Consider the following 26587-nt stretch of genomic DNA (forward strand, 5'->3'; position numbering starts at 1 on the left):
GCGGAAGCAGCGCGCCCAGCAGGTCACCGGATCGCGCACGGAGTACCTGCGCTACCTCAGCAACCTCCGCAACTTCGCCCGCTCTCCCCCCCCCCACCAACCCCCTCCCCCCCCCCCCCCCCCCCCCCCCCAGGACGGGAGCACGGAGAAGTGGAGGTTGATCCACCCGTGCGGCACCAGGTCGAGCGCCGACTGCGGCAGCAGGGCACCGTAGGCCACCACGGGGCACGCGTCGGGGCGCAGCGCGGCGAGCGCCTCCTGGAACTCGGGGTCGCGCGGGTGCTCGGGCTTGAGCACGGGGACGCCGAGCTCCTCGGCACGCTGGGCGACCGGGCTGGCGACCAGCCTGCGACCGCGGCCGCTGGGGGCGTCGGGGCGGGTGACGACGCCGACGAGCTCGTGGCGGCTGTCGGCGATCGCGTCGAGCGCGGGCAGGGCGACCTCGGGGGTGCCGGCGAAGACGACGCGCATCAGAGGCCCAGTCCGTGGGTGGCGTGCGGGCTGACCCGGACGGTCGGTCGCTCGAGGCCGAACCAGTCGGACTCGCGGATCTCCTTCATCGCCGCCTTGCGGGCTGCGGTGTCGAGCTTGTCGATGAACAGGATCCCGTCGAGGTGGTCGGTCTCGTGCTGCATCGCGCGGGCGAGCAGGTCGGAGGCCACGATGCGCTGCGGCTCGCCGTACATGTCGAACCCCGTCGCGACCACCGACAGGGCGCGGATGCAGTCGTAGGTCAGCTCGGGCAGCGACAGGCACCCCTCGGCGCCGTCCTGGGTCTCCTCGGAGAGCTCCAGGGTGGGGTTGACCAGGTGGCCGACCTCGCCGTCGACGTTCCAGGTGAAGACGCGCAGGCCCACGCCGATCTGCGGTGCCGCGAGGCCGGCACCGGGCGCGGCGAGCATGGTGTCGGTGAGGTCGGTGACGAGCTGGCGGACCTCGCGGTCGAAGTCGTCGACCTCGATCGCTTGCTGGCGGAGCACGGGGTCACCGAAGAGGCGGATGGGCTGGACGGCCACGGAGCTCCCTTGGACGAGGTGGACGAGGTTGACGGTGGGGCCTGGGCAGGCGGCGTCAAGTCTAGGGACGCGTCCGTGGCCCCGTCATGGCGGCCGGGTCTGCGCCGCCTCAGACCGTGAGCGGATCGACCTGCACCCGGACGGGGTCGAGCTTGCGGGCCGAGCGGATCCGCTGGAGGTCGCCCAGCGAGCGCGAGAGCGCCTCGCCGCTCCCCCGAGGGACCCGGAGCAGCACGCGGTGCTCGTGGTCCACCGGGACGGGGCCCAGCACCTCGGCGCCGTCGGGGAGGTCGAGCAGGTGGAGGACGTCGTCGAGGGCGCCGAGGTCGCCGGTCACGGTCGCCAGGCGCGCGGCCGGGGGCAGGTGGGCCTGGGAGCGCTCCTCGGCCTCGCGCCGCGCGAAGCCGGCCGGGTCCCACCGGACCAGCGCCTGGAGCGCGGGATGGGCCGGGTCACCCACGGCGACGACGTGGCCGCCGACCCGGGCCAGCGCGGCGGCGTTGAGCCAGCGGCGCAGCGCCTCCTCCGCGGCGCGCATGTCGTCGCGGGCCAGGCTCAGCCACGTGTCGAGGACGACGACGGCCGCGTAGCCCCCCTCGGCGACCGGCTCTGCCCCGACCGTCGCGACGACGAGGTCGGCGGCCGCGTCGACCCGGTCGACCACGCGCTCGCCACTGGAGGTGCGGACCGTGGTGCCGGGGAACATCCGCCCCAGCTCCTCGGCGGTGCGGGCCCCGCCCCGCACGGGGGCGCGCAGGCCGTGGCCGCCGCACGTCGGGCACGACCACGGCGCCTCGACGTGCCCGCACCAGCGGCACCGCGGCGGCACCACGGGGCCGTCGACCACCAGCGGGCCGGTGCACGCGGTGCACCGGGCCGGCGTACGACACGTGTCGCAGGCCAGCGAGGCGGCATAGCCGGCGCGCGGCGTCTGCACCAGCACCGGCCCGGCGGTCAGTCCCTGCCGGATCGCGTCGTAGGCGGCCCGCGGGATGCGCGTGCCGACGGAGCGGTCCTCGGCCGGCACCGCCTCGACCCGCACCCGGCGGCGCAGCACCTCGCGGGGCACCGCCAGCTCGTGGGCCCAGCCGCTCGCGACCAGCTGCTGCGCCTCGGGCGTACGGGCGACGCCGCCGAGCAGCGCGGCCGTGCCCTGCTGCTCGGCGCGCAGCAGGAGCACCTCGCGGGTGTGGGGGTAGGGCGCGCGGGGCTCGGCGTGCAGGTCGTCGCCGTCGTCCCACAGCGCCACCAGCCCGAGGTCGTGCACCGGGGCGAACGCGGCGGAGCGGGTGCCGACGACGACGCGCCGAGCGCCGCGGGAGACGGCGAGGAAGTCGCGGTAGCGGGCGGCCGGACCGCCGTCGGCGCTCAGGCAGACGTGGTGGCCCTCCCCCAGCAGCTCGGTGAGCGCCGCGTCGACGCGCGCGACGTCACGGCGGTCGGGCACGCAGACCAGCGCGCCCCGGCCTGCGGCGTAGGTCGCGGCGACGGCCTCGGCGATCATCGCCGGCCAGTCGTCGCCCGGGGCGGCCGACCAGACCGCGCGGGGGGCGCCGCCGGTGGCGACGTGGCTCAGGAACGCGTCGGCGTGGGGCACCTCGGCCCAGGCCGCGGGGACCGGCGGGGACGGCGCGGGCGGCGCGGGCGGGGAGGGCAGCTTCTCGGTGGCGGCGTGGCGGGGCGGCACCGCCAGGCGCAGCACGTCGGAGCGCGCGCCGGCGTACCGGTGGGCGATCGTGGCGCTGAGCTCGGCGATCTCCGGCGCCAGCACCGGCTCGGGGCTCACCACCCGGCTCAGCGGCTGGAGGATGCCCGTGTGGTCGGTGCGGCTCGCCCGCTCGACGACGTAGCCGTCGACGTCCTGGCCGGCGAAGCGGACCTTCACCCGCGCTCCGGGCACGGCCGTCTCGGCCATGGCGATCGGGACGGCGTAGTCGAAGGGGCGGTCGAGGTGGGCCAGGGCGATGTCGACGAGCACCCGCGCGACGGGATCGACGGCGGCCGGCTCCCACGCGGCGGCCTTCCGGCGCCGCGTCGCGGCCGCCTTGGCGCGAGCGTCGTCCACGGCAGCACGAAGCCCCGGGAGCATGTCTGCTTCCGGGGCTTCGCGTGAGGTCATGCGGGCGATTGTGTCAGCGGCCACCGACCGTCGTACCTGGTGGGGAAGTCTGACACCTGGAGGGGGTTGCAACGGCCTCCAGGTGTCGGAGTCCCCGCTCGAGCGGGGACTCCGACAGCGACGGCGAGCGAACGACGAACGACGCCCGCCGCGGCGTCAGACGCCCGCGGCGGCCTTCAGCTTGTCGGCGCGGTCGGTGTTCTCCCAGGTGAACTCCGGCAGCTCGCGGCCGAAGTGGCCGTAGGCGGAGGTCTCGGCGTAGATCGGGCGGAGCAGGTCGAGGTCGCGGATGATCGCGGCCGGACGCAGGTCGAAGACCTCGAGGACGGCGTCCTGGATCAACTCGTCGGACACGACGCCGGTGCCGAAGGTCTCGATGAACACGCCGACCGGGGCGGCCTTGCCGATCGCGTAGGCGACCTGGGCCTCGCACCGGCGGGCCAGCCCGGCCGCGACGACGTTCTTCGCGACCCAGCGCATGGCGTAGGCGGCGGAGCGGTCGACCTTCGAGGGGTCCTTGCCGGAGAACGCGCCGCCACCGTGGCGGGCCATCCCGCCGTAGGTGTCGACGATGATCTTGCGACCGGTCAGGCCGGCGTCACCCATCGGGCCGCCGATGACGAAGGTGCCGGTCGGGTTGACCAGCATGCGGTAGCCCTCGGAGGGCAGGTCGACGTCGGCGAGCACGGGGTCGATGACGTGCTGCTTGATCTCGGCCTCGAGCTGGGCGTGCTCGACGCCGGGGTCGTGCTGGGTGGACAGCACGACGGTGTCGACGCGCACCGGGCGGTCGTCCTCGTCGTACTCGATCGTCACCTGGGTCTTGCCGTCGGGACGCAGGTAGCCGAGCGTCCCGCTCTTGCGGACCTGCGTCAGGCGCTGGGCGAGCCGCTGCGCGATGGTGATCGGGAGCGGCATCAGCTGCGGGGTGTCGTCGCAGGCGTAGCCGAACATCAGGCCCTGGTCGCCCGCGCCGCGCTTGTCGAGCTCGTCCTCCGACGAGCCGACGCGCGACTCGTGGCCGGCGTCGACGCCGGCGGCGATGTCGGTCGACTGGGCGCCGATGGCGACCTGGACGCCGCACGTGTGGCCGTCGAAGCCCTTCTCCGAGGAGTCGTAGCCGATCTCGAGGATCGCCCTGCGGACGATGTCGGCGACCGGTGCGTAGGCACCCGTGCGCACCTCGCCGGCGACGACCACGAGTCCGGTGGTCAGCAGCGTCTCGACGGCCACCCGCAGGTTGGCCTTGTCGGGGTCGGTGGCCATGAGGTGGTCGAGCACCGAGTCGCTGATGCGGTCGGCGATCTTGTCGGGGTGCCCCTCGGTCACGGACTCGGAGGTGAACAGGCGTCCAGCCACGTTGCTCTCGATTCTTCTCTGGGTCGGTCGGATGAAACGTACCTGCTGGCCGGCAGCTGGGACGCAGGTCTCAGTCGGCGAATCGCCGGACGACCTCGTCCCAGATCACGTGGGCCAGGGCGGTCTTGGTGCCGCGGGGCACCTCGACGGCCGCGCCGTCGGAGCCGAGCACCACGGCCTCGTTGTCGGCGCTGCCGAAGACCGCGCCGCCGCTGACGTCGTTGACGACGAGCAGGTCGCAGGCCTTGCGCGCGAGCTTGGCCCGACCGAGGTCGAGCACGGAGCCGGTGGCGTCGCCGGTCTCGGCGGCGAAGCCGACGATGACGGCGTCCTCGCGGGCCCGGTCGTGGGAGATCTCGGCCAGGATGTCGGGATTCTGCTCGAGCGCGATGGCGGGCGCCGAGCCGTCGTCGGCCTTCTTGATCTTCGCCTCGCTCGTCGAGGTGGGCCGGAAGTCGGCGGGAGCCGCCGCCATCACGACCGCGTCGGCCGTGGCGGTCGCGGCGACGACCGCCTCGCGCAGCTGCGCGGTGGTCTCGACGCGTACGACGCTGGCGCCGGCCGGGTCGGCGAGGCTGACGTTGGCGCTGACCAGGGTGACGTGCGCGCCCCGCGCGGCGGCGGCCCGGGCGAGGGCGTAGCCCTGCAGGCCCGAGGACCGGTTGCCGAGGAAGCGGACCGGGTCGAGGTACTCGCGGGTGCCCCCGGCGGACACGACGACCTTGCGCCCGGCGAGGTCCTGCGGGGCGTCGGCGCCGCGGTCGAGGACCTCGCGCACGAGCTCGAAGATCGCACCGGGCTCGGGAAGGCGGCCCTTGCCGGTGTCGGCGCCGGTGAGGCGCCCCACGGCGGGCTCGATGACGACCGCTCCCCGCTGGCGCAGCGTCGCGACGTTGGCCTGGGTCGCGGGGTGCTCCCACATCTCGGTGTGCATCGCCGGGGCGAACACCACCGGGCAGCGGGCCGTGAGCAGGGTGTTGGTGAGGAGGTCGTCCGCAAGGCCGTGCGCCGCTCGCGCGAGCAGGTCGGCGGTCGCCGGAGCGACCACGACCACGTCGGCCTGCTGGCCGATGTGGACGTGGGGCACGGCGTGGACGCCGGTCCACACGTCGGTCGCGACCGGCTTGCCCGAGAGCGCGGCCCACGTGGGCGCGCCGACGAACTCCAGCGCGGAGGCCGTGGGCACGACGGTGACGTCGTGCCCCGACTCGGTGAACCGGCGCAGCAGCTCGCAGGACTTGTAGGCCGCGATCCCGCCGGAGACGCCCAGGACGACCCGTGCGGTCATCGGGAGGCTCGCGTCACTCCGTGGCGTCGCCGGCAGCGGCCTCGGCGGCAGCGGCCTCGGCGGCGGGGTCGATGTCCTCGCAGGTCAGGAGGTCGTCGTTGATCTCGCGGAGCGCGATCGACAGCGGCTTCTCCTGCACGTGGGTGTCGACGAGCGGGCCGACGTACTCCAGCAGGCCCTCGCCGAGCTGGGAGTAGTAGGCGTTGATCTGGCGGGCACGCTGGGCGCTGTAGAGCACCAGCTTGTACTTGCTGTCGGTCTTGGTGAGCAGGTCGTCGATCGAGGGGTTGGTGACGCCCTCGGCGGCGATGGTGGGAGAAGCCACGGTGTGAGTGCCTCGCTAGTCGGTGGTGGAGGGGGTGGACGGAGCGGGTCCAACCATCAAGGCTACCAACTCGTCGGCTGCGGCGTGAACTTCGTGGTTGACGATGGTGACGTCGAACTCACTCTCCGCGGCCAGCTCGGCCCGGGCGGTCTCCAGCCGGCGCTCGCGCTGGGCCTCGGTCTCGGTGCCGCGGCCGACCAGGCGGCGGACGAGCTCCTCCCACGACGGCGGCTTGAGGAACACGAACAGCGCCTCGGGCATCGTCTCGCGCACCTGGCGCGCGCCCTGCAGGTCGATCTCCAGCATCGCCGGGCGACCCGCTGCCAGCGCGGCGTCGACGGGCCCGCGGGGGGTGCCGTAGCGGGCGGCGCCGTGGACGACGGCCCACTCGAGCAGCTCGCCCCTGGCGATCATCGCGTCGAACTCCTCGTCGGAGACGAACCAGTAGTGGACGCCGTGCTCCTCACCCGGGCGCGGGGCGCGGGTGGTGGCGGAGACCGAGATCCACACCTCGGGGTGCGTGTCGCGCACCGCGGCGGCGACCGTCCCCTTGCCGACGGCCGTCGGACCGGCGAGGACGATCAGGCGCGAACGGGACGCCCGGGGGCCGGGCTGGTCGTCGGCGGGCGTCGGAGCGGGGTCGGTCACGACGCGTCGGGGCCGAACTCACGCTCGAGCGCGGCGACCTGCTTGACGCCGAGGCCCCGCACGCGTCGGCTCTCGGCGATGCCGAGGCGCTCCATCACCTGGCGGGCGCGCACCCGCCCCAGGCCGGGCACCGACTGGAGCAGCTCCACGACCCGCATCTTGCCGATGACCTCGTTGGTCTGGCCCTCGTGGAGGACGTCGACGACGGAGCCGCCGGAGTTCTTCAGCCGGTTCTTCACCTCGGCCCGCTCACGTCGGGAGGCCGCAGCCTTGTCGAGGGCTGCCTGGCGCTGCTCGGGCGTCAGAGGGGGCAAGGCCACGGAGGAGATCCTTCGGGGGTCGGGCAGGGGTCGGAAGGGGAGTTCCGGCTGGTGCGGATCAATCTAGTCACGTCGCGTCGGGTCGGGCAATCGGGCCCACGGCCCCGCCCGCTCGACGTGATGTTCCCCATGGGCGGCGCTGCGGGACACCGCGACGCTCACCCCGAGAGCGGCGTCCCGCAGACGTCGAGCGTGTGCTGCTCGACCTCGGCCATCGCCTCGACCGTCCGTGCGGAGCCGACGGCGCGGGCGGCAGCCTCGATCTCCGCCCGCGCGTCACCCGACAGTCCGGGCGGCGGGTCCTGGGCGGCGTAGGTCGAGGGGTCGACGTCGTGCTCGGCCAGGGCCCGGTCGAGCCGGTGGAGCGGCCGCAGGACCGTCGACCAGTCGTCGGCGATGCCGCGCGGCGCTCGGTCGGCGAGGTCGTCGTAGGCGTCCAGCGCCTCGAGGACGGCGCCGGGGTCGTCGGAGGACGCCACCTCGGAGAGCTCGGCCTGGTGCTCCACCACGGCCTCGCAGTAGTCCTGCTCGCGGTCGCCCGAACACCCGCCGGCGGCGAGGCACGCCACCAGCAGCGCCGGGACGAGGAGTCTCACGCCCCGAGGCCCCGCACGGCGTCGTTGCCCCGCCGGGCGGCGTCGCGCAGCGCGGCCACGTCGGGCCCGGCCCGCAGCACCTCGCGCGAGGAGCTCGGCAGCGCCCAGCGCGCCGCGGCGCCGAGGATGCGGGTCAGGTCGTCCACCGTGCCGCCCTGGGCGCCGTAGCCCGGCACCAGCAGCGGCCCGTTGATGTCGAGGTCCTCGTCGGTGTCGCCGATCGTCGCCCCGACCACGGCGCCGAAGGAGCCGACCGGCTCCGCCCCGGCGTTGGCCTCCCGCAGGTGGGCCAGCACCGTGCCCGCGACCGTCGCGTCGCCGCTGCGGGCGTGCTGCACCTCCGGGCCCTCCTTGTTGGAGGTCAGCGCGAGGACGAACACCCCGCCGCCGTGGCGCCGCCCGGCCTCGATCATGGGCGCGAGCGACCCGAACCCGAGGTAGGGGCTCGCCGTGACGGCGTCCGAGCCGAGCGGCGAGGTGGGATCGAGGTAGGCGTCGGCGTAGGCCTGGCTGGTCGAGCCGATGTCACCGCGCTTGGCGTCCATCAGCACGAGCGCCCCCGCAGCCCGCGACTCGGCCACCACCCGCTCGAGCACGGCGATGCCGCGGCTGCCGAAGCGCTCGTAGAACGCGCTCTGCGGCTTGACGACACCGACCACCGGGGCGACCGCCTCGACGACGGTGAGCGCGAAGCGCTCCAACGAGGCGACGTCGTCGTCGAGCCCCCACTGGCGCAGCAGCCCGGAGTGCGGGTCGATGCCCACGCAGAACCTCCCCCGGTCCTCGATGGCGTGGGCCAGGCGGGTGCCGAACGGGGTCATCGGGTCTCCTCGGGTCGGGCATTCGGTCGGGGCGCGGGTCGGGCTGCGAGGTCGGCGCGCAGACGGGTGACGGTCGTGGGGTCGTGGAGCAGAGCGGTGCCGACCTGCACGGCGCTCGCGCCGGCGTCGAGGTAGGCCTCGGCCGAGCGCAGGTCGTGCACGCCACCACACCCGACGACGGGCACCTCGGGCACGGCGCGGCGCACCTCCGCGACGCAGCGCAGGACGATCGGCGCGATCGCGGGCCCGCTGAGCCCGCCCGCCCGCCCGTCGAGCAGGGCGGCGGGGACGGCGTTGCCGATCACGACGGCCGTCGCGCCCGCCTCGTGGCAGGCGCGGGCGCCCTCGACGACGCGGGACACGTCGGGACGCACCTTGGCCAGGACCGGCCGGTCGGCGGGGAACTCGCGCCGCACCGCCGCGATCACGCTGGCCGCGTGGTAGGGCTCACGCACCGCGAACAGCCCGGCGCCCGCCTCGTCCGGCGCGCCGACGTTGATCTCGAGGCCGGCGACCCCGGGGGCGCGGCTGAGCCGGCGGGCGAGGTCGGCGTACTCCCCCATCGTCGCGCCGGCGATCGAGACGAGGACGGTGGCCCCGGCGCGCACCAGCCACGGCAGCTCGGTGGCGAGGAAGTGCTCGAGGCCGGGGTTGGGCAGGCCCACGGAGTTGACCAGCCCGCCCGGCACCTCGCAGACGCGCGGACCGGGGCCGCCGCTGCGGGGGTCGAGGGTGATCGAGCGGGTGACGAACGCGAGCCCGGCCAGACCGTCGGGACCGGCGTAGGCCTCGAGCTCGCGCCCGGTGCCGCCGCAGCCGGCGGCGACCATGACCGGGCCGGGGATCCCGACGACGGGGGCGGCACTCACAGGGCGTCCCACTGGACGCGGTCGCCGCGCACGACGGGACCCTCGGTGCAGGCACGGACGACGCGCTCGACGCCGTCCTCGCCGACGACGGGGAGCGGGCACCCGTGGCACAGCCCGGTGCCGCAGGGCGTCGGCGCCTCCACGGCGACCTGGCTCCAGGCGCCCGCACGCTCGGCGGCTGCCGCGGCGCTGCGGAGGACGTCGTGGGGGCCGGCGGCGTAGACGACGTCGGCGTCGCTGCGGCGGACGAGGTCGTCGACGTGGTCGGCGACCGGCCCGCGCAGGCCGACCGAGCCGTCGGCGGTGAGCACGGTGACGGACCGGGCGGACCGGCGGGCCTCGAGGGCCGACAGCAGGCGCGACTCGTCGGGGGCGGAGACCACCAGCGACACCGCGCAGCCGCGCTCGCGCAGGCGTTCGGCGAGCGGGAAGAGGGGCGCGGCGGCGTAGCCCTCCCCGACGAGCAGGCACGACACCGCGTCCTTGGGCAGCGCGAAGGGCCGCCCCAGTGGTCCGGTGATCGCGATCCGCGCGCCGACGGGCTGGGCGGCGAGCCACCGGGTGCCGCTCCCCCGGGGCTCCACGACGACGTCGAGGGTGGGGCCGAACGCGCTCGACGCGCGCACCCGGTGGATCCACAGCGCCCGCCGCGCGACGTGCCCGGCGACGCTGACGGCCACGAAGTTGCCGGCCCGGAAGCGCTCGGGCACGCCCGGCGCGGTCAGGGTCAGGTGGCGGTAGCGCCCGGCGCGCTTGGTGCCGACGACCGCGCCGTCGACATGGACGCTGGGGGGGACGCTGGGGTGGACGCGGTCCCGGTCCCTGGTCCGGTCGCTCGCCTGCCCGCCGCCCGGCACCGGCCGCGGCTCAGCCATCCGTGGCGAGACCCCGCACGATCCGGCGCGGCCACAGCGGACCCTCGTAGACGAACGCCGTGTAGGCCTGCAGCAGGTCGGCGCCGGCCGCGAGCCGACGCCGCGCGTCGTCGACGGTGGTGATGCCGCCGACCCCGATGAGGGTGAGGCCGGGGCCCACGCGCTCGCGGAGCATCCGCACGACGTCCTCGGAGCGCTGGGTCAGCGGACGCCCGCTCAGCCCGCCGGCGCCGACCTCCTGCACGCGGGCGGCGGGAGTGGCGAGGCCGTCACGGCTGATCGTGGTGTTGGTGGCGATGATGCCGTCGAGCCCGGTGGCGAGGGCGAGGTCGGCCACGGCCAGCACGTCGTCGTCGCTGAGGTCGGGCGCGATCTTCACCAGCAGCGGCACCCGGTCGTCGGGGCGCACCTCGTCGGCGCGACGGCGTACGGCGCCCAGCAGCGGCTCGAGCTTCTCCACCGCCTGGAGGTCGCGCAGGCCGGGCGTGTTGGGCGAGGACACGTTGACGACGAGGTAGTCGGCGTAGGGGGCGAGCAGGCCGGCCGACTTCTCGTAGTCGCGGGCGGCCTCCTCCTCGGGGACGACCTTGGTCTTGCCGATGTTGACGCCGAGGACGGTCGAGCCGCCCTCCGCGCGCCAGGCCGCCAGCCGCCGGGCCACGACCTCCGCGCCGTCGTTGTTGAACCCCATCCGGTTGACGATCGCCCGGTCGTCGGTGAGCCGGAGGAGCCGTGGCGCGGGGTTGCCGGGCTGTGCCTCACCGGTGACGGTGCCGATCTCGACGTGGCCGAAGCCGAGCGCGGCGAGCCCGTCGATCCCGACGGCGTTCTTGTCGAAGCCGGCGGCCAGGCCGAGGGGATGGGGGAAGCTCAGGCCGAGGGCCTGCACGGGCGCGGACGGGACGCGGAGGGCCCGGGCCGTCACGGGCGTCGCCGCCCGGATCGCCCGGAACGCGGCGTGGTGCGCCCGCTCGGGGTCGATCCGGGTCAGGCCCCGCTCGAAGACGATGTCGTAGGCCCCCACGGTCAGGCGTTCCGCTCGGCGCTCAGCGCCGCCCAGTCCTGCAGCGACCGCACCCCGATGTCGCCGCGCCGCATCGCCTCCAGGCCCTGCACCGCGGCGCCGAGGCCCTGGATGGTGGTGATGCACGGGATGTCGGTGATGACGGCGGCCGTGCGGATGTCGTAGCCGTCGGCGCGCGGCGAGCCGCCGCTGGTGGCGCCGTGGGGCGTGTTGATCACCAGGTCGACCTCACGGTCGCGGATCAGTCCCACGATCGTGCGCTCCCCGCCGGGGCCCTCGCCCTCGGACTGCTTGCGGACCACGGTGGCCTGGACGCCGTTGCGCCGCAGCACCTCGGCCGTGCCGGCGGTGGCGAGGATCTCGAAGCCCATGTCGGCGATCTGCTTGACCGGGAAGATCATGTGCCGCTTGTCGCGGTTGGCGACCGACACGAAGACCTTCCCCGACAGCGGCAGCGACCCGTAGGCGGCGGCCTGCGCCTTGGCGAAGGCAGTGCCGAAGAAGGCGTCGAAGCCCATCACCTCGCCGGTCGAGCGCATCTCGGGGCCGAGGAGCGCGTCGACCGTGCGGCCGTCGGCGGTCTTGAAGCGGTCGAAGGGCATGACCGCCTCCTTGACCGCGATCGGCGACCCGTCGGGCAGGTGGCCGCCGTCGCCCTCGGCCGGCAGCACCCCGGCCGCGCGGAGGTCGGCGATCGACTCCCCCAGCATCACCCGGGCGGCGGCCTTCGCCAGCGGCGTGGCGGTGGCCTTGGAGACGAACGGCACGGTGCGCGAGGCACGGGGGTTGGCCTCCAGGACGTAGAGCACGTCGGAGGCCAGGGCGAACTGGATGTTGAGCAGCCCGCGCACCCCCAGCCCGCGCGCGATGGCGTCCGTGGAGCGGCGGATGCGCTCGACCTCCTCGCGTCCGAGCGTGATCGGCGGCAGCGCGCACGACGAGTCGCCGGAGTGGATGCCGGCCTCCTCGATGTGCTCCATGACCCCGCCCAGGAAGAGCTCGTCGCCGTCGAAGATCGCGTCGACGTCGATCTCCACCGCGTCGTCGAGGAACCGGTCGACCAGCACCGGCTGGCGCTCGTTGATCAGCCCGTTGGCGACGTACTTCGCCAGGTAGGCCTCCAGCGCGGCGTCGTCGTAGACGATCTCCATGCCGCGCCCGCCGAGGACGTACGACGGCCGCACCAGGACGGGGTAGCCGATCTCGTGGGCGATGCGGTGGGCCTGGGGGTAGGACGTCGCGGTGCCGTGCTTGGGCGCCGGCAGGCCGGCGTCGGCGAGCACCCGGCCGAACGCGCCGCGCTCCTCGGCGAGGTGGATCGCCTCCGGCGTGGTGCCGACGATCGGCACGCCGGCGTCGGCGAGGCCCTGCGCCAGGCCGAGCGGAGTCTGGCCGCCCAGCTGGCACACCACGCCGGCGACCGGGCCCGCCAGCTGCTCGGCGTGGACGATCTCGAGGACGTCCTCCAGCGTGAGCGGCTCGAAGTAGAGCCGGTCGGAGGTGTCGTAGTCGGTGCTCACCGTCTCGGGGTTGCAGTTGACCATGATCGTCTCGTAGCCGGCCTCTGCCAGCGCGAGGGAGGCGTGGACGCAGCTGTAGTCGAACTCGATGCCCTGGCCGATCCGGTTGGGACCCGAGCCGAGGATGATCACCGCCTCCTTGCCCTCCGTGCGGGGCCGCACCTCGGTCTCCTCGTCGTAGGACGAGTAGTGGTAGGGCGTGCGCGCGGCGAACTCGGCGGCGCAGGTGTCCACGGTCTTGAACACGGGCCGGATGCCGAGCGCATGGCGTACGCCGCGCACGACGTCGGCGCTGAGGCCGCGGATCTTGCCGACCTGCTCGTCGGAGAAGCCGTGGCGCTTGGCGAGGCGGAGCAGGCCGGGGGTCAGCTCGGTGGCCTCGATGAGCTCCACCGCGACCTCGTTGATCAGCGCGAGCTGGTCGACGAACCACGGGTCGATGGCGGTGGCCTCGAAGATCTCCTCGGCCGTCGCGCCGGCGCGGATCGCGTCCATCACCTTCTTGAGCCGACCGTCGTGCGGGACCCTGATCTCCTCGAGCAGCGCCGCCTTGTCGAGCTCGACGAACTCCTTGTGCCAGTCGAACGGCGCGTGGCTGCTCTCCAGCGACCGCAGCGCCTTCTGCAGCGCCTCGGTGAAGTTGCGCCCGATGGCCATCGCCTCGCCGACCGACTTCATGTGGGTGGTCAGCGTCGGGTCGGCCTCGGGGAACTTCTCGAAGGCGAAGCGCGGCACCTTGACCACGACGTAGTCGAGCGTGGGCTCGAAGGACGCGGGGGTCTCCTGGGTGATGTCGTTGCGGATCTCGTCGAGGGTGTAGCCGATGGCGACCTTGGCCGCGATCTTGGCGATGGGGAAGCCGGTGGCCTTGGACGCCAGCGCGGAGGACCGCGAGACCCGGGGGTTCATCTCGATGACGATCAGCCGGCCGTCCGCCGGATTGACGGCGTACTGGATGTTGCAGCCGCCGGTGTCGACGCCGACGGCGCGGATGATGCCGATCGCGAGGTCGCGCATCGCCTGGTACTCACGGTCGGTGAGCGTCATCGCCGGCGCGACGGTGATCGAGTCGCCGGTGTGGACCCCCATCGGGTCGAGGTTCTCGATGGAGCAGACGATGACGCTGTTGTCGGCGCCGTCGCGCATCACCTCGAGCTCGTACTCCTTCCAGCCGAGGATCGACTCCTCGAGGAGCACCTCGGTGGTCGGGCTGGCCGCCAGTCCGGCCCCGCCGATGCGGCGCAGGTCGGCCTCGTCGTACGCCATGCCGGAGCCGGTGCCGCCCATGGTGAACGACGGGCGGACCACCATGGGGTAGCCCAGGTCGTCGGCGGCGGCGAGCAGGTCGTCGATCGAGTGGCAGATGACGCTGCGCGCCGACTCGCCGCCGAGCTGCTCGACGATCTTCTTGAACTGCTGGCGGTTCTCCCCGCGCTCGATCGCCTCGATCGAGGCGCCGATCAGCTCCACGCCGTACTTCTCCAGCACGCCGGCCTTGTCGAGGGCCATCGCGCAGTTGAGCGCGGTCTGCCCGCCGAGGGTGGCCAGCAGGGCGTCGGGACGCTCCTTGGCGATCACCTTCTCGACGTAGTCGGGGGTGATCGGCTCGACGTAGGTCGCGTCGGCGAACTCCGGGTCGGTCATGATCGTGGCCGGGTTGGAGTTGACCAGGATGACCCGCAGGCCCTCCTCGCGCAGCACGCGGCAGGCCTGGGTGCCGGAGTAGTCGAACTCCGCCGCCTGGCCGATGATGATCGGCCCGGAGCCGATGACCAGGACGCTCTCGATGTCCGTGCGCTTGGGCATGTCAGGCGTCCTTCCGCTGGGGCCGCTGGGAGCTGACGTCGGCCATCAGGTCGCAGAACCGGTCGAAGAGGTAGGCGGCGTCGTGCGGGCCCGCGGCCGCCTCGGGGTGGTACTGCACGGAGAAGCTGACGAGCCGGCCGTCGGCGTCGCGCAGCTCGAGCCCCTCGACGACGTCGTCGTTGAGGCACACGTGGCTGACCGACGCCTCGCCGAACTCGGTCGTCGTCGAGCCCTCGAGCGGTGCGTCGACCGCGAAGCCGTGGTTGTGGGCGGTGACCTCCACCTTGCCGGTGGTGCGGTCCATCACCGGCTGGTTGATGCCGCGGTGGCCGTACTTCAGCTTGTAGGTGCCGAAGCCGAGCGCGCGGCCGAAGAGCTGGTTGCCGAAGCAGATGCCGAAGTAGGGCACGCCGGCGCGCAGCGCGTCCTGCAGCAGCCGGACCTGGCCGGTGGTGGCGGCCGGGTCACCGGGACCGTTGGAGAAGAAGAGCCCGTCGGGGGCGACGGCGAGGACGTCGTCGATGCCGGCGGTGGCCGGCAGCACGTGCACCTCGATGCCGCGCTCGCTCATCATCCGCGGGGTGTTGGCCTTGATCCCGAGGTCGACGGCGGCGACCGTGAAGCGCTTCTCGCCCACCGCGGGGACGACGTAGGGCTCCGCGGTGGTGACGGCCTCACTGAGGTTGGCGCCGCTCATCTGCGCCGACTCCCGCACCCGGTCGAGCAGGCGCTGCGGGTCGGTCTCTGTCGTCGAGATGCCCACGCGCATCGCGCCCCGCTCGCGCAGGTGGCGGGTCAGCGCGCGGGTGTCGACGCCGCTGATGCCCACCACGCCCTGTGCGCGCAGGTCGTCGTCCAGGGTGCGCACGCTGCGCCAGCTGCTCGGCACCCGGGCGGGGTCGCGCACGACGTAGCCGGCGACCCAGATGCGCGAGGACTCGACGTCCTCGTCGTTCATGCCGGTGTTGCCGACGTGCGGGGCCGTCATCACGACGACCTGGCGGTGGTAGCTGGGGTCGGTCAGCGTCTCCTGGTAGCCGGACATGCCGGTGGAGAAGACCGCCTCGCCGAAGGTCTCGCCCTCGGCTCCGAACGACTCACCGCGAAAGGTGCGCCCGTCCTCGAGGACCAAGAGCGCTGGGGCAGGCAGAGCCATGCCGTACCTCCTTCTCCGCCTCACGGGACGGATCGTTAAAGGATGTTCGAGCCGTCGCCGACCCTACCAGCGAGATCACGTGCCTGCGGCATCGTGCCGGCCTGTCGAGACACCGTGTGCGGGCCAGTCCGACGGCGGGTCGGGAGGCCGGTCGGGAGGCGGGCCGGACCCACCTGATGACCAAGGTCTCACCACGACGGGCCGGTCGGCCCCACGAGCAGGGGCGCCGGGCTGCCACGCTGTGGCCATGCGCATCGTCGAGATCGACCAGGCCGTCCGCGAGGTGCGGGAGCACTGTGCCCCGCTCGGGAGTCCGCGGGTGGTGACCAGCGGCAACCACGCCACTCCGGTCACCCTCCTCGGCCCGCTGCTGGCGGAGCTGCCGCAGGCCCGCCTCCACGCCCTCAACGCCCAGCCCGACGTCCCGATCCACGACGGCGTGGTGCCCGAGACGACGTTCGTGGGGCCCGGTTTCCGCCGGCACCCTCGGCTGGCCTACGTGCCGTGCCGGCTCTCGATGGTCCCGCGACTCTTCCACGGCCCGCTCGCGCCCGACGTGGTCGTGGTGCACACGACCACGCCCCGCGACGGCCAGGTCTCGCTGGGGCTGGAGGTCAACGTGCTCCCGGCCGCGATCGAGGCGGCCCGCGAGCGCGGCGCCCTGGTCGTCGCCCAGCTCAACCCCCGGATGCCGTGGACCTTCGGCGACGCCGTCGTGTCGGTGGGCGACCTCGACCTCGGCGTCGAGGTCGACGTCGCCCTGACGACCCACGTGGCCCGCCCACCGAGCGAGGACGCCCGCCTGATCGGGTCGCTGGTGGCCGCCGAGATCGGCGACGGCGCGACCCTGCAGGCCGGCATCGGCGAGGTGCCGGACGCCACGATCGCCGGAGTGCTCGAGCGCCGCGGCCTCAAGGTGTGGACCGAGATGTTCAGCGACGGCGTCCTGGTGCTGGAGGAGGCAGGAGCGCTCGACACCGCCACCCCCGTGCGCACGTCGTTCGTGTTCGGCAGCAGCGAGCTGTACGCGTGGGTGGACGACAACCCGCGGGTGCTGATGCTGCGCACCGAGACGACCAACTCCCCCGCCGTCATCGCCCAGCAGCCGGCGATGACGTCGATCAACACCGCTCTGCAGGTCGACCTGTTCGACCAGGCCAACGCCTCGCGGATCGGGGCGCGGATCCACAGCGGGTTCGGCGGCCAGACCGACTTCACGGTGGGGGCCAGCCACTCGCCGGGCGGGCGGGCGTTCATGGCGCTGCGCAGCTGGCACCCGCGCGCGGACGTGTCGACGATCGTGCCGCTCGTCGACGAGCCGGTCACCTCGCTCCAGCACGGGGCGGTGGTCACCGAGCAGGGCGTGGCGTGGATGTGGGGGCGCAGCGAGCGCGAGCAGGCGCGCAACCTCATCGAGCACGCCGCCCACCCGAGCGTGCGCGACGACCTCTGGGAGGAAGCGAGGGCGCTCGGCCTGGCCTGACGGGCGGCGCGCCCTCCCACCTCCAAACGTCATGGGAGTCCCCGGTCCCGACCGGGCGTCCTCATGACGTCGGCCGGCGGATCAGGCGTACGTCAGGAGACGAGCACGCAAAACACGTGCCCCGCGGGGCTGGCGTAGGCCCGCAGCGGCTCCTCCTCGTCGTCGGTGCGGTCCAGGCGCGGCTCACCTCCGAGCTCGAGCACCAGGTCGTGCACGGCGTCCAGGGCCGACACCGACGGCACGGTCGTGTCGAGGTGCGACACCGCCGGATGTCCCGGCTCGGGCCAGCGGCTCGGCGGGAGGGCGTCGACCTGCTGGATCGCCAGGGCGCGGTGTCCGTCGGGGTGGGTGAGCACCACCCAGTCGGCGTCGTCGTCCGACCCGTCGTCCGGGGGCTCGTCGCCGGCTCGGTAGGCCAGGCCGAGCAGGCCGCGCCAGAACTCCGACTCCTGGCGAACGTCGACCGCGTCGAGGACGGTGTGCAGCAGGTGCGGCACGACGGGTGGGAAGTCGCTCATCAGTAGAGCCCCTTGTCGTAGTTGGCCGGGCGGTAGTAGTCCTCGAGCTCGGCGAGCCCCTGGCCGGCGACCGGCTCGAGCTCGTGGGCGATGACCGCGCGCGGCGGCACCTGCTCGGGGTCCCACGTGCCGGGCTCCCACAGCTGCGCACGCCGGAACGCCTTGGAGCAGTGGAAGAAGACAGTCTCGATCTCCACGACCATCGCCAGCACCGGGCGGCGACCCCGCACCGCGAGGGCGTCGAAGAACGGCGCGTCGGACACCAGGCGCGCGCGACCGTTGATGCGCAGCGTGTCGCCGCGCCCGGGCACGACGAACACCAGGCCGACGTGGGGGTTGGCCAGCACGTTGCGGTAGCCGTCGACGCGTCGGTTGCCCGGACGCTCGGCGATCGCGATGGTCGCGTCGTCCACGACGTGCACGAGCGTGCCGGCCGGGTCGCCCTTCGGGCTGGCGTCGCAGCGTCCGTCGGCGTCGGCGGTGGCGAGCACGCAGAACGGCGACGCCGCGAGCCAGGCGCGGTCGATGTCGCTCAGCCGTGCGCGCTCCTTGGTGCGCGCGCGCTCCCCCGGTCGTCCCACCAGGTCTTCGAGCTGATCGGGCGTGGTCACGGCGGGCCAGGCGGCCTCGTCCTCGGTCGTCGACGTGCGCATGACGCCGACGCTACTCGCCCGCGGTGGCAGGATGACCGACATGACGGCGTGGATCCAGGTCTTCCTCGACACGCCCGCGAGCGCGTTCGACGAGACCGTGCGGTTCTGGTCCGCCGTGACCGGGTGGACGCCGTCCGAGCGGCGCGGGGAGGACGGCCAGTTCCTCACCCTGGTGCCTGCGTCGGGTGCGGCGTACGTCAGGGTGCAGGCCGTCGACGCCCCGGCGGGCGTGCACCTCGACCTCGACTCGTCCGACCGGTCGGCGGCCGTGGCCCGCGCGACCTCGCTGGGCGCGACGCCGGCCTGGACCTACCACGACGTGGAGGTGATGCGCTCCCCCGGCGGCCTCGCGTTCTGCCACACGCTCGTGGACGGCGAGCCGCGACTGGTGCGCGACGGCGCCACGATCCTCGACCAGGTGTGCCTCGACGTGCCCTCCCGCCAGTGGGACGCCGAGATCGCCTTCTGGGCCGACCTCACCGGGCGCGGTCCGCAGCAGGGGCCGTCGCCCGCGTTCGTCCGACTGGTCGAGTACGGCATGCTCCGCCTGCTGCTGCAGCGCCTCGACGAGCCCGACGGGACGGTGCGCGCCCACGTCGACCTCGCGACCGCCGACCGCACGGCTGACGTGGCGCAGCACGTGCGGCTCGGCGCCCGGCTCGAGGCCGTCCGCGACCACTGGACCGTGCTCACCGCGCCGGGCGGGCAGGTCTACTGCCTCACCGACCGCGACCCGGCCACCGGCCGCGCCGGCTGAGGGCGCGGCTCAGACCAGGGCCCCGTCACGCACGGTGACCCGGCCGCCGTAGACCGTATGCACGACCCGCGAGGTGAGGCTGCGGCCGTGCCACGGGTTGTTGCGCGAGAGCGACGCCGAGCTGTCGCGGTCGACGGTGACCTGCGCGTCGGGGTCGACGAGCACGACGTGCGCCGGCGATCCCGCGGCGAGCGGCCTGCCCTGGTCGGCGAGCCCCGCGATCCGCGCCGGCGTCGCCGACATGACCCGCGCGATGTCGCTCCACGACAGCTCGGGCAGCGCGGTGCGTACGACGGCGAGCGCGGTCTCGATGCCGGTCATGCCGAAGGCGGCGTCGACGAACGCGTGCTCCTTGTCGTGGCGGGCGTGCGGCGCGTGGTCGGTGGCGACGGCGTCGATCGTGCCGTCGGCCAGCGCCTCGCGGAGCGCGTCGACGTCCTCCTGCGGGCGCAGGGGCGGGTTGACCTTGAACGTCGGGTCGTAGCCGGTGAGCAGGTCGGTGGTCAGCAGCAGGTGGTGGGGCGTGACCTCGGCGGTGACGTCGATGCCCTGGGCCTTGGCCCACCGGAGCACCTCGACCGAACCGGCGGTCGAGACGTGTGCGACGTGCACGCGCGAGCCGGTGTGGCGGGCGAGCATCACGTCGCGGGCGACGATGACCTCCTCGGCGATCCCCGGCCAGCCGGGCAGCCCGAGGCGACCGGAGAGCTCGCCCTCGTGGCAGCAGGCGGCCGGCCCGGCGAGGGTCGGGTCCTGGGAGTGCTGCGACACCACGCCGCCGAACGCCTTGACGTACTCCAGCGCCCGGCGCATCACCCGCGCGTCGTGGACGCACTTCCCGTCGTCGGAGAAGACCGCCACCGCCGCCCTCGACCGGTGCATCAGCCCGAGCTCGGCCAGCTCCTCGCCGCCCAGTCCGCGGGTCACCGCCCCGACGGGCTGCACGTGCACGAGCCCGGCCTCGCGGCCCAGCTCCCACACCCGGGTGGCCGCCTCGGCGGTGTCGGTCACGGGCGAGGTGTTGGCCATCGCCAGCACGGCCGTGTAGCCGCCCAGCGCCGCGGCCCGGGAGCCGGTCAGGATCGTCTCGGCGTCCTCGCGCCCGGGCTCGCGCAGGTGCGTGTGCAGGTCGACGAGCCCGGGCAGGGCGACCAGGCCGTCGGCGTCGATGGTCTCGGCGCCCGCCGGCGGCTCGTCGACCAGCCGCCCCGCGTCGTCGACGTACAGGTCCGCGGCCGCCTCGCCGAGCAGCGAGGCCCCCTTGATCACCAGCGACATCAGGCGTTCCCTCCCCGGGTCGCCCCGGCCAGCAGGTGGTAGAGCACGGCCATCCGGATCGCGAGCCCGCTGGAGACCTGCTCCAGCACCACCGACTGGGCCGCGTCGGCGGCGTCGGCGGCGATCTCGAGGCCGCGGTTCATCGGGCCCGGGTGGCAGATCGGCACGTCGGGCTTGAGCAGCGCGAGCCGGTCGCGGGTGAGCCCGTAGCCGACGGTGTACTCGCGCGGGCTCGGGAAGAACGCGCCCGACATCCGCTCGCGCTGGACCCGCAGCATCATCACGGCGTCGGCGTCGGGAAGCACCGCGTCGAGGTCGTACGACGTCTCGAAGCCCGCCGCGGCCGACCACGCGGCGATCCCGCTCGGCATCAGCGTGGGCGGCGCCACGACCGTGACGCGCGCCCCGAGCCTGGTCAGGCACTGGACGTTGGAGCGGAAGACGCGGCTGTGGGTCAGGTCGCCGACGATCGCGACGTGCCGGCCCTCGAGCGAGCCGAGGTGGCGCCGCAGCGTGTAGGCGTCGAGCAGCGCCTGGGTGGGGTGCTCGTGCATGCCGTCGCCGGCGTTGACGACGGCCGCGTCGACCCACTGGCTGACCTGGAGCGCGGCGCCGCTGGCGGGGTGGCGGATCACCAGGCCGTCCACGCCCATCGCGCAGACGGTCAGCACGGTGTCGCGCAGGCTCTCGCCCTTCGACGTGCTCGAGCCCTTGGCGCTGACGTTGATGACGTCGGCGGAGAGCCACTTGCCGGCGATCTCGAACGACGACCGGGTGCGGGTCGAGTCCTCGAAGAACATGTTGACGACGGTGCGACCGCGCAGGGCGGGCAGCTTCTTGACGTCGCGGGTCTGCACGTCGTGCATGTCGGCGGCCGTCTCGAACAGCTGGAGGATCTCGTCGGTCGTCAGGTCGTCGATGGAGAGCAGGTGCTTCACGAGATCGTCACCTCGTCGGCGCCGTCGACCTCGGCCAGCCGCACGCTGACGCGCTCGGCGAGGGCGCTGGGCAGGTTCTTGCCGACGTGGTCGGCGCGGATCGGCAGCTCGCGGTGGCCGCGGTCGACCAGCACGGCGAGGCGTACGGCGCCGGGCCGGCCGAGGTCGGCGAGCGCGTCGAGCGCCGCCCGGATGGTGCGCCCGGAGAACAGCACGTCGTCGACCAGGACGACGACCTTCCCGTCGATGCCACCGGGGGGCAGGGCCGTCTTGTGGGCCCGCCGGGTGGGCTGGGAGCGCAGGTCGTCGCGATACATCGTCACGTCGAGCTCGCCCACCGCGACCGGTGCGCCCTCGACCGCGGCGATCCTCTCGGCGATGCGTCGCGCGAGGGGCACGCCGCGGGTGTGCAGGCCGAGCAGCACCAGGTCGGTGGCGCCCTTGTTGCGCTCGAGCAGCTCGTGCGAGATCCGCGTCAGCGCCCGGGAGATGTCGTGGGCGTCGAGGACGGTGCGCTCGGTGCGGTCCGCGCTCCCGGTCGGTGCGGTCGCGTCGGGGACGGCGTCTGTCGCGGTCTCGTCGGTGGCAGGCATCTGCGCGCCGGACCTCCTTCTCCGCCTCACGGGACGGCTCGTTAAAGGATGTCGATCGGGAGCGACCCTAGCAGTCGGGCCCGCCAGGAGCGCCGGAGTAGTACGCTCGCATGGCAGCGGTACTCTCCGCGCACGCAGGTCAGGAACTTCATATGGGCATCGGCTACGCCACCGCATATCGCGCCGGGATCACTCCCTGGGAGAAGGCGAGCCGCGAGGACCAGCCCACCCTCCTGCACCTCCTCGATCACGAGGAGACCCTTCGCCCCGACCGGCTCCGTCGCGCGATCGACCTCGGCTGCGGCCGCGGCGCCAACACCAAGCTCCTCGTCGACCGCGGCTGGGACGCCATGGGGATCGACTTCGTCCGCCAGGCCGTCGACGTCGCCGTGCGCCGCAACGGCCTCGACGACGCCCGGTTCGTCATCGGCGACGTGCGCCACCTGGTGCACTCCGGCGTGGGCAACCGGTTCGACCTGTTCCTCGACGTCGGGTGCTTCCAGAGCCTCGACGACGCCGGCCGCACCCTCATGGCCGGCGGTGTCACCGAGCTCGCCGAGCCCGACGCCACCATCCTGATGCGTACGGGCGGCCCGCGGGCGTGGCCCATCCGCGCGCGCAACGCCGTGCGTCACGACATCGAGCGCGCCTACCGCGGCTGGGACGTGACGGCCGTGTCGGGCATCGGCTCGACCGACGCCGCAGCTCCCGCCCGCGCGCCCGGCGGGCGTCGCGGCGAGTGGTTCCGCCTCACCCGCGCCTGATCCTGTCCGGGGCCCAACTGGCTGCTGTCGGAGTCCCCGCTCGAGCGGGGAGTCTGACACTTGGAGGCCTTTGCAACCGCCTCCAGGTGTCGAAGTCCCCGCTCGAGCGGGGACTTCGACGACGACACGGGACGGCCAGGGACGGGGCCCGCGGGAGCTCAGCGCTCCAGGATGGCGACGACCCCCTGGCCGCCGGCGGCGCAGATCGAGATCAGCGCCCGGCCCGAGCCCTTCTGGGCGAGCAGCTTCGCGGCGACGGGGAGGATCCGGCCGCCGGTGGCGGCGAAGGGGTGGGCCGCGGCGAGCGAGGAGCCGTTGACGTTGAGCCGGTCGTGGTCGATGGCGCCGAGCGGGGCGTCGAGGCCGAGCCGCTCGGTGCAGAACACCGGGTCCTCCCAGGCCGCGAGCGTCGCCAGGACCTGCGAGGCGAACGCCTCGTGGATCTCGTAGTAGTCGAAGTCCTGCAGCGTGAGCCCGTTGCGCGCGAGCATCCGCGGCACGGCGTACGCCGGAGCCATCAGCAGGCCCTCGTGCCCGTTGACGTAGTCGACGGCCGCGGTCTCGGCGTCGACGAGGTGCGCGAGCACCGGCAGGCCGCGCTCCTGCGCCCACTCGTCGCTGGAGAGCAGCACCGCGGACGCACCGTCGGACAGCGGGGTGCTGTTGCCGGCGGTCATCGTGGCCGCTGCGCCCTTGCCGAAGACAGGCGTGAGCGCCGCGAGCCGCTCCACCGACGTGTCGGGGCGCAGGTTGTTGTCGCGCTCGACCCCGCGGAACGGCGTCACGAGGTCGTCGTGGAAGCCCTCGTCGTACGAGCGGGCGAGGTGGTGGTGCGAGCGCGCGGCGAGCTCGTCCTGGGCCTCGCGGGTGATGCGCCACTCGAGGGCGGTCAGCGCCGCGTGCTCGCCCATCGAGAGGCCGGTGCGGGTCTCGCCGTTCTGCGGGATGTCGAGTCCGATGTCACCGGGGCGGATCGCGGCGAGGGCCGTGAGCCGGCTGGCGGCGTCCTTGGCCGCGCTGACCCGCAGCAGCTTGCGGCGGAGCCTGTCGCTGATCGCGACCGGGGCGTCCGAGGTGGTGTCGGTGCCGCCCGCGACCCCGGCGTCGACGACGCCGAGGGCGATCTTGGTGGCCACCTGGATCGCGGCCTGCAGCCCGGTGCCGCAGGCCTGCTGGATGTCGATGGCCGGGGTCTCGGGCGCGAGGCGGGAGCCGAGGACGCACTCGCGGGTCAGGTTGAAGTCGCGCGAGTGCTTGAGCACGGCGCCGGCGACGACCTCGCCGAGCCGCTCGCCCCGCAGGTCGAACCGGTCGACCAGGCCGTCGATCGCCGCGGTGAGCATCTCCTGGTTGGAGACCCCGGCGTAGACGGTGTGGGAGCGCGCGAACGGGATGCGGTTGCCGCCGACGACGGCGACGGGGCGGGTGGTGGGCTGCATGTTCCTATCCTTGCCGCAGCGCCGGCTCCCGCCAACGGCGGGAGGGCCACGCCACCCGAAGCGGACTCCGAGCCGCGCCCGTCCCGTCCCCCACCCCGCGAAGAGGCAGGCTCCCACCATGCGTGACCGCTACCAGGGCTTCGTGTCCTCCCCGATCGGCAAGCAGCTGGTCAAGGTCCTCGGCCTGCCCGACCCGACCCCGCTCCAGCGCTGGTCCGAGGGTGCGCCCCTGGTCGACGGGCTCGTGATCCTCGGCGGTGCGGGCCGCCTGGCCGAGACCCTCCCCACCACGCTCGACGGGCTCGGCATCGCCTCGGCGACGACCCTCGAGGACGACGCCCGCGCCAAGGCGCTCGTGTTCGACGCCACCGGCATCACCGACACCACCGCCCTGGTCGCGCTGCAGGAGTTCTTCACCCCGCTCATGCGGCGCCTCGAGCCGTGCCCGCGGGTCGTGGTCCTCGGGACGCCGCCCGAGCAGCGCACCGGCTCCGAGCGCGTGGCCCAGCGCGCGCTCGAGGGGTTCACCCGCTCGCTCGGCAAGGAGATCGGGCGCGGTGGCACCGTGCAGCTCGTCTACGTCGCCCCGGCCGCCGACGGCGCGATCGCCTCGACCCTGGCGTTCCTGCTCTCCCCCAGGTCGGCCTACGTCTCCGGCCAGGTGGTGCGCGTCGGCAGCCACGGCGCCGCGACCACCACCGTGCCGGCCACCGACCCGGAGCGCCCGCTGGCCGGCAAGGTCGCCCTCGTGACCGGGGCCAGCCGCGGCATCGGTGAGGAGATCGCGCGCGTCCTGCACCGCGACGGTGCGCGGGTCGTCGGCGTCGACGTGCCGCAGGCGGCCAGCGAGCTGCAGACCCTGATGGCCGAGCTCGACGGCGACCACCTGGTGCTCGACATCACCGTCAAGGACGCGCCGCAGCGCATCGCCCACCACCTGCGCGAGCACCACGGCGGCGTCGACGTGGTCGTGCACAACGCGGGCATCACCCGCGACCGGAGGCTCGCCAACATGGACGCCGAGCGCTGGAGCAGCGTCATCGCCGTCAACCTCACCGCGCCCGAGCGGATCACCCGCGAGCTGCTCGACTCGGGGGTCCTCCACGCCGGGGGCCGGATCGTCGGCGTCGCGTCGACGTCGGGCATCGCCGGCAACGTCGGGCAGACCAACTACGCCACGTCGAAGGCGGGCGTGATCGGCCTCGTCGACAGCCTGCGCGACGAGCTCGAGGACGGCACCACCGTCAACGCCGTCGCCCCCGGCTTCATCGTCACGCAGATGACCGCGGCGGTGCCGTTGCTGACCCGCGAGGTCGGCCAGCGCCTCAACGCCATGGCGCAGGGCGGCCTGCCGGTCGACGTCGCCGAGACGGTCGCGTGGCTCGCCGGCCCCGCGTCGGCGGCGGTCAACGGCAACGTCGTGCGGGTGTGCGGCCAGATGATGCTGGGGGCGTGATGGCGGGCGACTCGGTCGCCGCGCTGGTGCGCGCCGCGCTCCCGGCGGTGCCGCTCGTCAACCAGCTGCCCGGCATCCGCAAGGGCGACCCCGCGGACTTCACCGGGCTGGCTCGCAGCCGCGGGCGGGTCGTCGTCGTGCGTGCCAGCGTCGACGCGTACGCCGCCGTGTGCGGCTTCCCCCGCCGCGACGTCGTACCCGTCACCTACCCGCACCTCCTGGCGTTCCCGCTGCACGTGGCGATCATGACCGACCGGGCGTTCCCCTACCCCGCGATCGGGATGGTGCACGTGGCGAACAGCATCACCGCGCGCCGTGAGGTCGCGGCGGGCGAGCGCCTCGACGTCACCACGGCGGTGGGCCGGCCGCGACCGCACGCGAGGGGCGTGCTGCTCGACTTCACCACCACGGTCTCCGGCGACGACGGCACCGCGTGGGAGTCCACCTCCACCTACCTCCGCCGCGGGGCGTCCGTCCCCGGCGAGCCCGCACCCGGCCTGCAGGTCCCGGACCCGCCCAGCGGAGGCGTCGAGTGGCGGCTGCCCGCCGGCCTCGGGCGCACGTACGCCGGGGTGTCAGGCGACGCCAACCCGATCCACCTGCACGCCCTGCCGGCGCGGGCACTGGGGTTCCCGCGCCAGATCGCCCACGGCATGTGGACGCTGGCCCGGTCGGTGGCCGCGATCGAGAACCGGCTCCCGGCGGCCGTGACGGTCGAGGCTGCGTTCAAGAAGCCGGTGCTGCTGCCGGGCACCGTGGCCTACGCCGCGCGCCACGACGACGACAGGTGGACGTTCGCGATAACCGACCCGACCGACGGGTCCCCGCACCTGCTCGGCCGGACCTCCCCCGCCTGACGGTTCATCAAGGTATGCAGGGCAACCCGCACTTCCCGGCCTCAATTGATCGAGGGAAGTGCCGGTTCAGCGACATACCTTGATGAACCATCAGCGACGGCGCGCCGCA

General features: G+C 73.9%; 25 protein-coding genes and 1 pseudogene. 5 read left to right on the plus strand and 21 right to left on the minus strand.

Translation table 11 applies throughout. From position 1 onward, the window contains the following. Nucleotides 1–123: 123 nt before the first annotated feature. The 15 genes and pseudogenes from AC3X7Z_RS11605 to carA all read right to left on the minus strand — a co-directional run. Nucleotides 124–471: pseudogene (locus tag AC3X7Z_RS11605) on the minus strand (methionyl-tRNA formyltransferase); the annotation flags it as partial. Next, nucleotides 471–1016 carry a peptide deformylase gene (def, locus tag AC3X7Z_RS11610; protein WP_489976015.1) on the minus strand — a complete coding sequence of 182 codons (546 nt, stop codon included), beginning with the start codon at nt 1014–1016 and terminating at the stop codon, nt 471–473. The gene def and the pseudogene AC3X7Z_RS11605, both read right to left, overlap by 1 nt. Before the next feature lie 109 nt (nt 1017–1125). Continuing rightward, nucleotides 1126–3135, minus strand: a complete 2010-nt coding sequence (locus tag AC3X7Z_RS11615) for a primosomal protein N' (protein ID WP_489976016.1) — start codon at nt 3133–3135, stop codon at nt 1126–1128. Nucleotides 3136–3291: 156 nt separating this feature from the next. Then, the gene (gene metK, locus AC3X7Z_RS11620) at nt 3292–4494 is read right to left on the minus strand and encodes a methionine adenosyltransferase (RefSeq protein ID WP_186342120.1); all 1203 of its coding nucleotides are present in this window, start codon (nt 4492–4494) and stop codon (nt 3292–3294) included. 70 nt (nt 4495–4564) lie between these two features. Beyond that, nucleotides 4565–5782, minus strand: coding sequence for a bifunctional phosphopantothenoylcysteine decarboxylase/phosphopantothenate--cysteine ligase CoaBC (gene coaBC, locus AC3X7Z_RS11625; RefSeq protein ID WP_489976017.1), 1218 nt, complete (start codon nt 5780–5782; stop codon nt 4565–4567). A gap of 13 nt (nt 5783–5795) precedes the next feature. Then, nucleotides 5796–6107: a DNA-directed RNA polymerase subunit omega gene (gene rpoZ, locus AC3X7Z_RS11630; protein WP_172261153.1), complete on the minus strand. Its 312-nt coding sequence runs from the start codon at nt 6105–6107 to the stop codon at nt 5796–5798. Between the two features lie 15 nt (nt 6108–6122). Next, the gene (gmk, locus tag AC3X7Z_RS11635) at nt 6123–6755 is read right to left on the minus strand and encodes a guanylate kinase (protein ID WP_186342118.1); all 633 of its coding nucleotides are present in this window, start codon (nt 6753–6755) and stop codon (nt 6123–6125) included. Beyond that, the gene (gene mihF / locus AC3X7Z_RS11640) at nt 6752–7075 is read right to left on the minus strand and encodes an integration host factor, actinobacterial type (protein WP_186342117.1); all 324 of its coding nucleotides are present in this window, start codon (nt 7073–7075) and stop codon (nt 6752–6754) included. Before mihF ends, gmk begins: the two co-directional genes overlap by 4 nt. A gap of 158 nt (nt 7076–7233) precedes the next feature. Then, nucleotides 7234–7671: a hypothetical protein gene (locus AC3X7Z_RS11645; RefSeq protein WP_489976018.1), complete on the minus strand. Its 438-nt coding sequence runs from the start codon at nt 7669–7671 to the stop codon at nt 7234–7236. Continuing rightward, complete coding sequence (gene pyrF / locus AC3X7Z_RS11650) at nt 7668–8492, minus strand: orotidine-5'-phosphate decarboxylase (RefSeq protein ID WP_489976019.1); 825 nt, start codon at nt 8490–8492, stop codon at nt 7668–7670. The genes AC3X7Z_RS11645 and pyrF overlap by 4 nt, the downstream gene beginning before the upstream one ends. After that, nucleotides 8489–9361, minus strand: coding sequence for a tRNA-dihydrouridine synthase (locus AC3X7Z_RS11655; RefSeq protein WP_489976020.1), 873 nt, complete (start codon nt 9359–9361; stop codon nt 8489–8491). The genes pyrF and AC3X7Z_RS11655 overlap by 4 nt, the downstream gene beginning before the upstream one ends. After that, entirely contained in the window at nt 9358–10236 is an 879-nt protein-coding gene (locus tag AC3X7Z_RS11660; protein ID WP_489976021.1) for an iron-sulfur cluster-binding protein, read from the minus strand. Before AC3X7Z_RS11660 ends, AC3X7Z_RS11655 begins: the two co-directional genes overlap by 4 nt. Beyond that, nucleotides 10229–11260, minus strand: a complete 1032-nt coding sequence (locus tag AC3X7Z_RS11665) for a quinone-dependent dihydroorotate dehydrogenase (protein ID WP_489976022.1) — start codon at nt 11258–11260, stop codon at nt 10229–10231. Before AC3X7Z_RS11665 ends, AC3X7Z_RS11660 begins: the two co-directional genes overlap by 8 nt. Before the next feature lie 2 nt (nt 11261–11262). Beyond that, the gene (gene carB / locus AC3X7Z_RS11670) at nt 11263–14586 is read right to left on the minus strand and encodes a carbamoyl-phosphate synthase large subunit (protein ID WP_186342111.1); all 3324 of its coding nucleotides are present in this window, start codon (nt 14584–14586) and stop codon (nt 11263–11265) included. A gap of 1 nt (nt 14587) precedes the next feature. Next, nucleotides 14588–15742, minus strand: coding sequence for a glutamine-hydrolyzing carbamoyl-phosphate synthase small subunit (gene carA, locus AC3X7Z_RS11675; RefSeq protein ID WP_186342110.1), 1155 nt, complete (start codon nt 15740–15742; stop codon nt 14588–14590). A gap of 247 nt (nt 15743–15989) precedes the next feature. Here carA and AC3X7Z_RS11680 point away from each other — a divergent pair, with 247 nt between their 5' ends. Further along, complete coding sequence (locus AC3X7Z_RS11680) at nt 15990–17225, plus strand: acetyl-CoA hydrolase/transferase family protein (RefSeq protein WP_489976023.1); 1236 nt, start codon at nt 15990–15992, stop codon at nt 17223–17225. A gap of 92 nt (nt 17226–17317) precedes the next feature. On the opposite strand, the gene AC3X7Z_RS11685 is transcribed toward AC3X7Z_RS11680, so the two are convergent. Continuing rightward, nucleotides 17318–17743, minus strand: a complete 426-nt coding sequence (locus tag AC3X7Z_RS11685; protein WP_186342108.1) for a VOC family protein — start codon at nt 17741–17743, stop codon at nt 17318–17320. Next, entirely contained in the window at nt 17743–18396 is a 654-nt protein-coding gene (locus tag AC3X7Z_RS11690; RefSeq protein WP_186342107.1) for an MSMEG_1061 family FMN-dependent PPOX-type flavoprotein, read from the minus strand. The genes AC3X7Z_RS11685 and AC3X7Z_RS11690 overlap by 1 nt, the downstream gene beginning before the upstream one ends. A 40-nt stretch (nt 18397–18436) precedes the next feature. Here AC3X7Z_RS11690 and AC3X7Z_RS11695 point away from each other — a divergent pair, with 40 nt between their 5' ends. Next, nucleotides 18437–19153 carry a VOC family protein gene (locus AC3X7Z_RS11695; protein ID WP_186342106.1) on the plus strand — a complete coding sequence of 239 codons (717 nt, stop codon included), beginning with the start codon at nt 18437–18439 and terminating at the stop codon, nt 19151–19153. Between the two features lie 9 nt (nt 19154–19162). Here the strand turns inward: AC3X7Z_RS11695 and AC3X7Z_RS11700 are convergent, their stop codons facing one another. From AC3X7Z_RS11700 to pyrR, 3 genes are read right to left on the minus strand one after another with little or no spacing between them, the layout of a single operon-like run. Continuing rightward, a complete protein-coding gene (locus AC3X7Z_RS11700; RefSeq protein ID WP_489976024.1) occupies nt 19163–20431 on the minus strand; it encodes a dihydroorotase in 1269 nt (422 codons plus the stop codon). Beyond that, nucleotides 20431–21369 (minus strand): aspartate carbamoyltransferase catalytic subunit, encoded by a 939-nt coding sequence (locus tag AC3X7Z_RS11705; protein WP_489976025.1) that lies wholly within the window; start codon nt 21367–21369, stop codon nt 20431–20433. Before AC3X7Z_RS11705 ends, AC3X7Z_RS11700 begins: the two co-directional genes overlap by 1 nt. After that, complete coding sequence (gene pyrR, locus AC3X7Z_RS11710; protein ID WP_489976026.1) at nt 21366–21962, minus strand: bifunctional pyr operon transcriptional regulator/uracil phosphoribosyltransferase PyrR; 597 nt, start codon at nt 21960–21962, stop codon at nt 21366–21368. The genes AC3X7Z_RS11705 and pyrR overlap by 4 nt, the downstream gene beginning before the upstream one ends. 110 nt (nt 21963–22072) lie before the next feature. Here pyrR and AC3X7Z_RS11715 point away from each other — a divergent pair, with 110 nt between their 5' ends. Continuing rightward, nucleotides 22073–22726 carry a class I SAM-dependent methyltransferase gene (locus AC3X7Z_RS11715; protein WP_489976027.1) on the plus strand — a complete coding sequence of 218 codons (654 nt, stop codon included), beginning with the start codon at nt 22073–22075 and terminating at the stop codon, nt 22724–22726. A gap of 158 nt (nt 22727–22884) precedes the next feature. On the opposite strand, the gene AC3X7Z_RS11720 is transcribed toward AC3X7Z_RS11715, so the two are convergent. Then, on the minus strand, nt 22885–24165 hold the full coding sequence (locus tag AC3X7Z_RS11720) for an acetyl-CoA C-acetyltransferase (protein WP_489976028.1): 1281 nt from the start codon (nt 24163–24165) through the stop codon (nt 22885–22887). Nucleotides 24166–24283: 118 nt separating this feature from the next. Here AC3X7Z_RS11720 and AC3X7Z_RS11725 point away from each other — a divergent pair, with 118 nt between their 5' ends. Continuing rightward, nucleotides 24284–25621, plus strand: coding sequence for a 3-oxoacyl-ACP reductase (locus AC3X7Z_RS11725; protein ID WP_489976029.1), 1338 nt, complete (start codon nt 24284–24286; stop codon nt 25619–25621). Next, a complete protein-coding gene (locus AC3X7Z_RS11730) occupies nt 25621–26478 on the plus strand; it encodes a MaoC/PaaZ C-terminal domain-containing protein (protein ID WP_489976241.1) in 858 nt (285 codons plus the stop codon). The genes AC3X7Z_RS11725 and AC3X7Z_RS11730 overlap by 1 nt, the downstream gene beginning before the upstream one ends. The last annotated feature ends 109 nt before the right edge of the window (nt 26479–26587 follow it).

It is taken from the genome of Nocardioides sp. Z24_21 (assembly GCF_058134345.1).

Bases quoted from the DNA above. Each gene is read 5' to 3' on its own strand.
- AC3X7Z_RS11615 (WP_489976016.1), bottom strand. From the start codon at position 3,135: ATGACCTCACGCGAAGCCCCGGAAGCAGACATGCTCCCGGGGCTTCGT.
- coaBC (WP_489976017.1), bottom strand. From the start codon at position 5,782: ATGACCGCACGGGTCGTCCTGGGCGTCTCCGGCGGGATCGCGGCCTAC.
- pyrF (WP_489976019.1), bottom strand. From the start codon at position 8,492: ATGACCCCGTTCGGCACCCGCCTGGCCCACGCCATCGAGGACCGGGGG.
- AC3X7Z_RS11660 (WP_489976021.1), bottom strand. From the start codon at position 10,236: ATGGCTGAGCCGCGGCCGGTGCCGGGCGGCGGGCAGGCGAGCGACCGG.
- carB (WP_186342111.1), bottom strand. From the start codon at position 14,586: ATGCCCAAGCGCACGGACATCGAGAGCGTCCTGGTCATCGGCTCCGGG.
- carA (WP_186342110.1), bottom strand. From the start codon at position 15,742: ATGGCTCTGCCTGCCCCAGCGCTCTTGGTCCTCGAGGACGGGCGCACC.
- AC3X7Z_RS11680 (WP_489976023.1), top strand. From the start codon at position 15,990: ATGCGCATCGTCGAGATCGACCAGGCCGTCCGCGAGGTGCGGGAGCAC.
- AC3X7Z_RS11685 (WP_186342108.1), bottom strand. From the start codon at position 17,743: ATGAGCGACTTCCCACCCGTCGTGCCGCACCTGCTGCACACCGTCCTC.
- AC3X7Z_RS11690 (WP_186342107.1), bottom strand. From the start codon at position 18,396: ATGCGCACGTCGACGACCGAGGACGAGGCCGCCTGGCCCGCCGTGACC.
- AC3X7Z_RS11695 (WP_186342106.1), top strand. From the start codon at position 18,437: ATGACGGCGTGGATCCAGGTCTTCCTCGACACGCCCGCGAGCGCGTTC.
- AC3X7Z_RS11700 (WP_489976024.1), bottom strand. From the start codon at position 20,431: ATGTCGCTGGTGATCAAGGGGGCCTCGCTGCTCGGCGAGGCGGCCGCG.
- pyrR (WP_489976026.1), bottom strand. From the start codon at position 21,962: ATGCCTGCCACCGACGAGACCGCGACAGACGCCGTCCCCGACGCGACC.
- AC3X7Z_RS11715 (WP_489976027.1), top strand. From the start codon at position 22,073: ATGGCAGCGGTACTCTCCGCGCACGCAGGTCAGGAACTTCATATGGGC.
- AC3X7Z_RS11720 (WP_489976028.1), bottom strand. From the start codon at position 24,165: ATGCAGCCCACCACCCGCCCCGTCGCCGTCGTCGGCGGCAACCGCATC.
- AC3X7Z_RS11725 (WP_489976029.1), top strand. From the start codon at position 24,284: ATGCGTGACCGCTACCAGGGCTTCGTGTCCTCCCCGATCGGCAAGCAG.
- AC3X7Z_RS11730 (WP_489976241.1), top strand. From the start codon at position 25,621: ATGGCGGGCGACTCGGTCGCCGCGCTGGTGCGCGCCGCGCTCCCGGCG.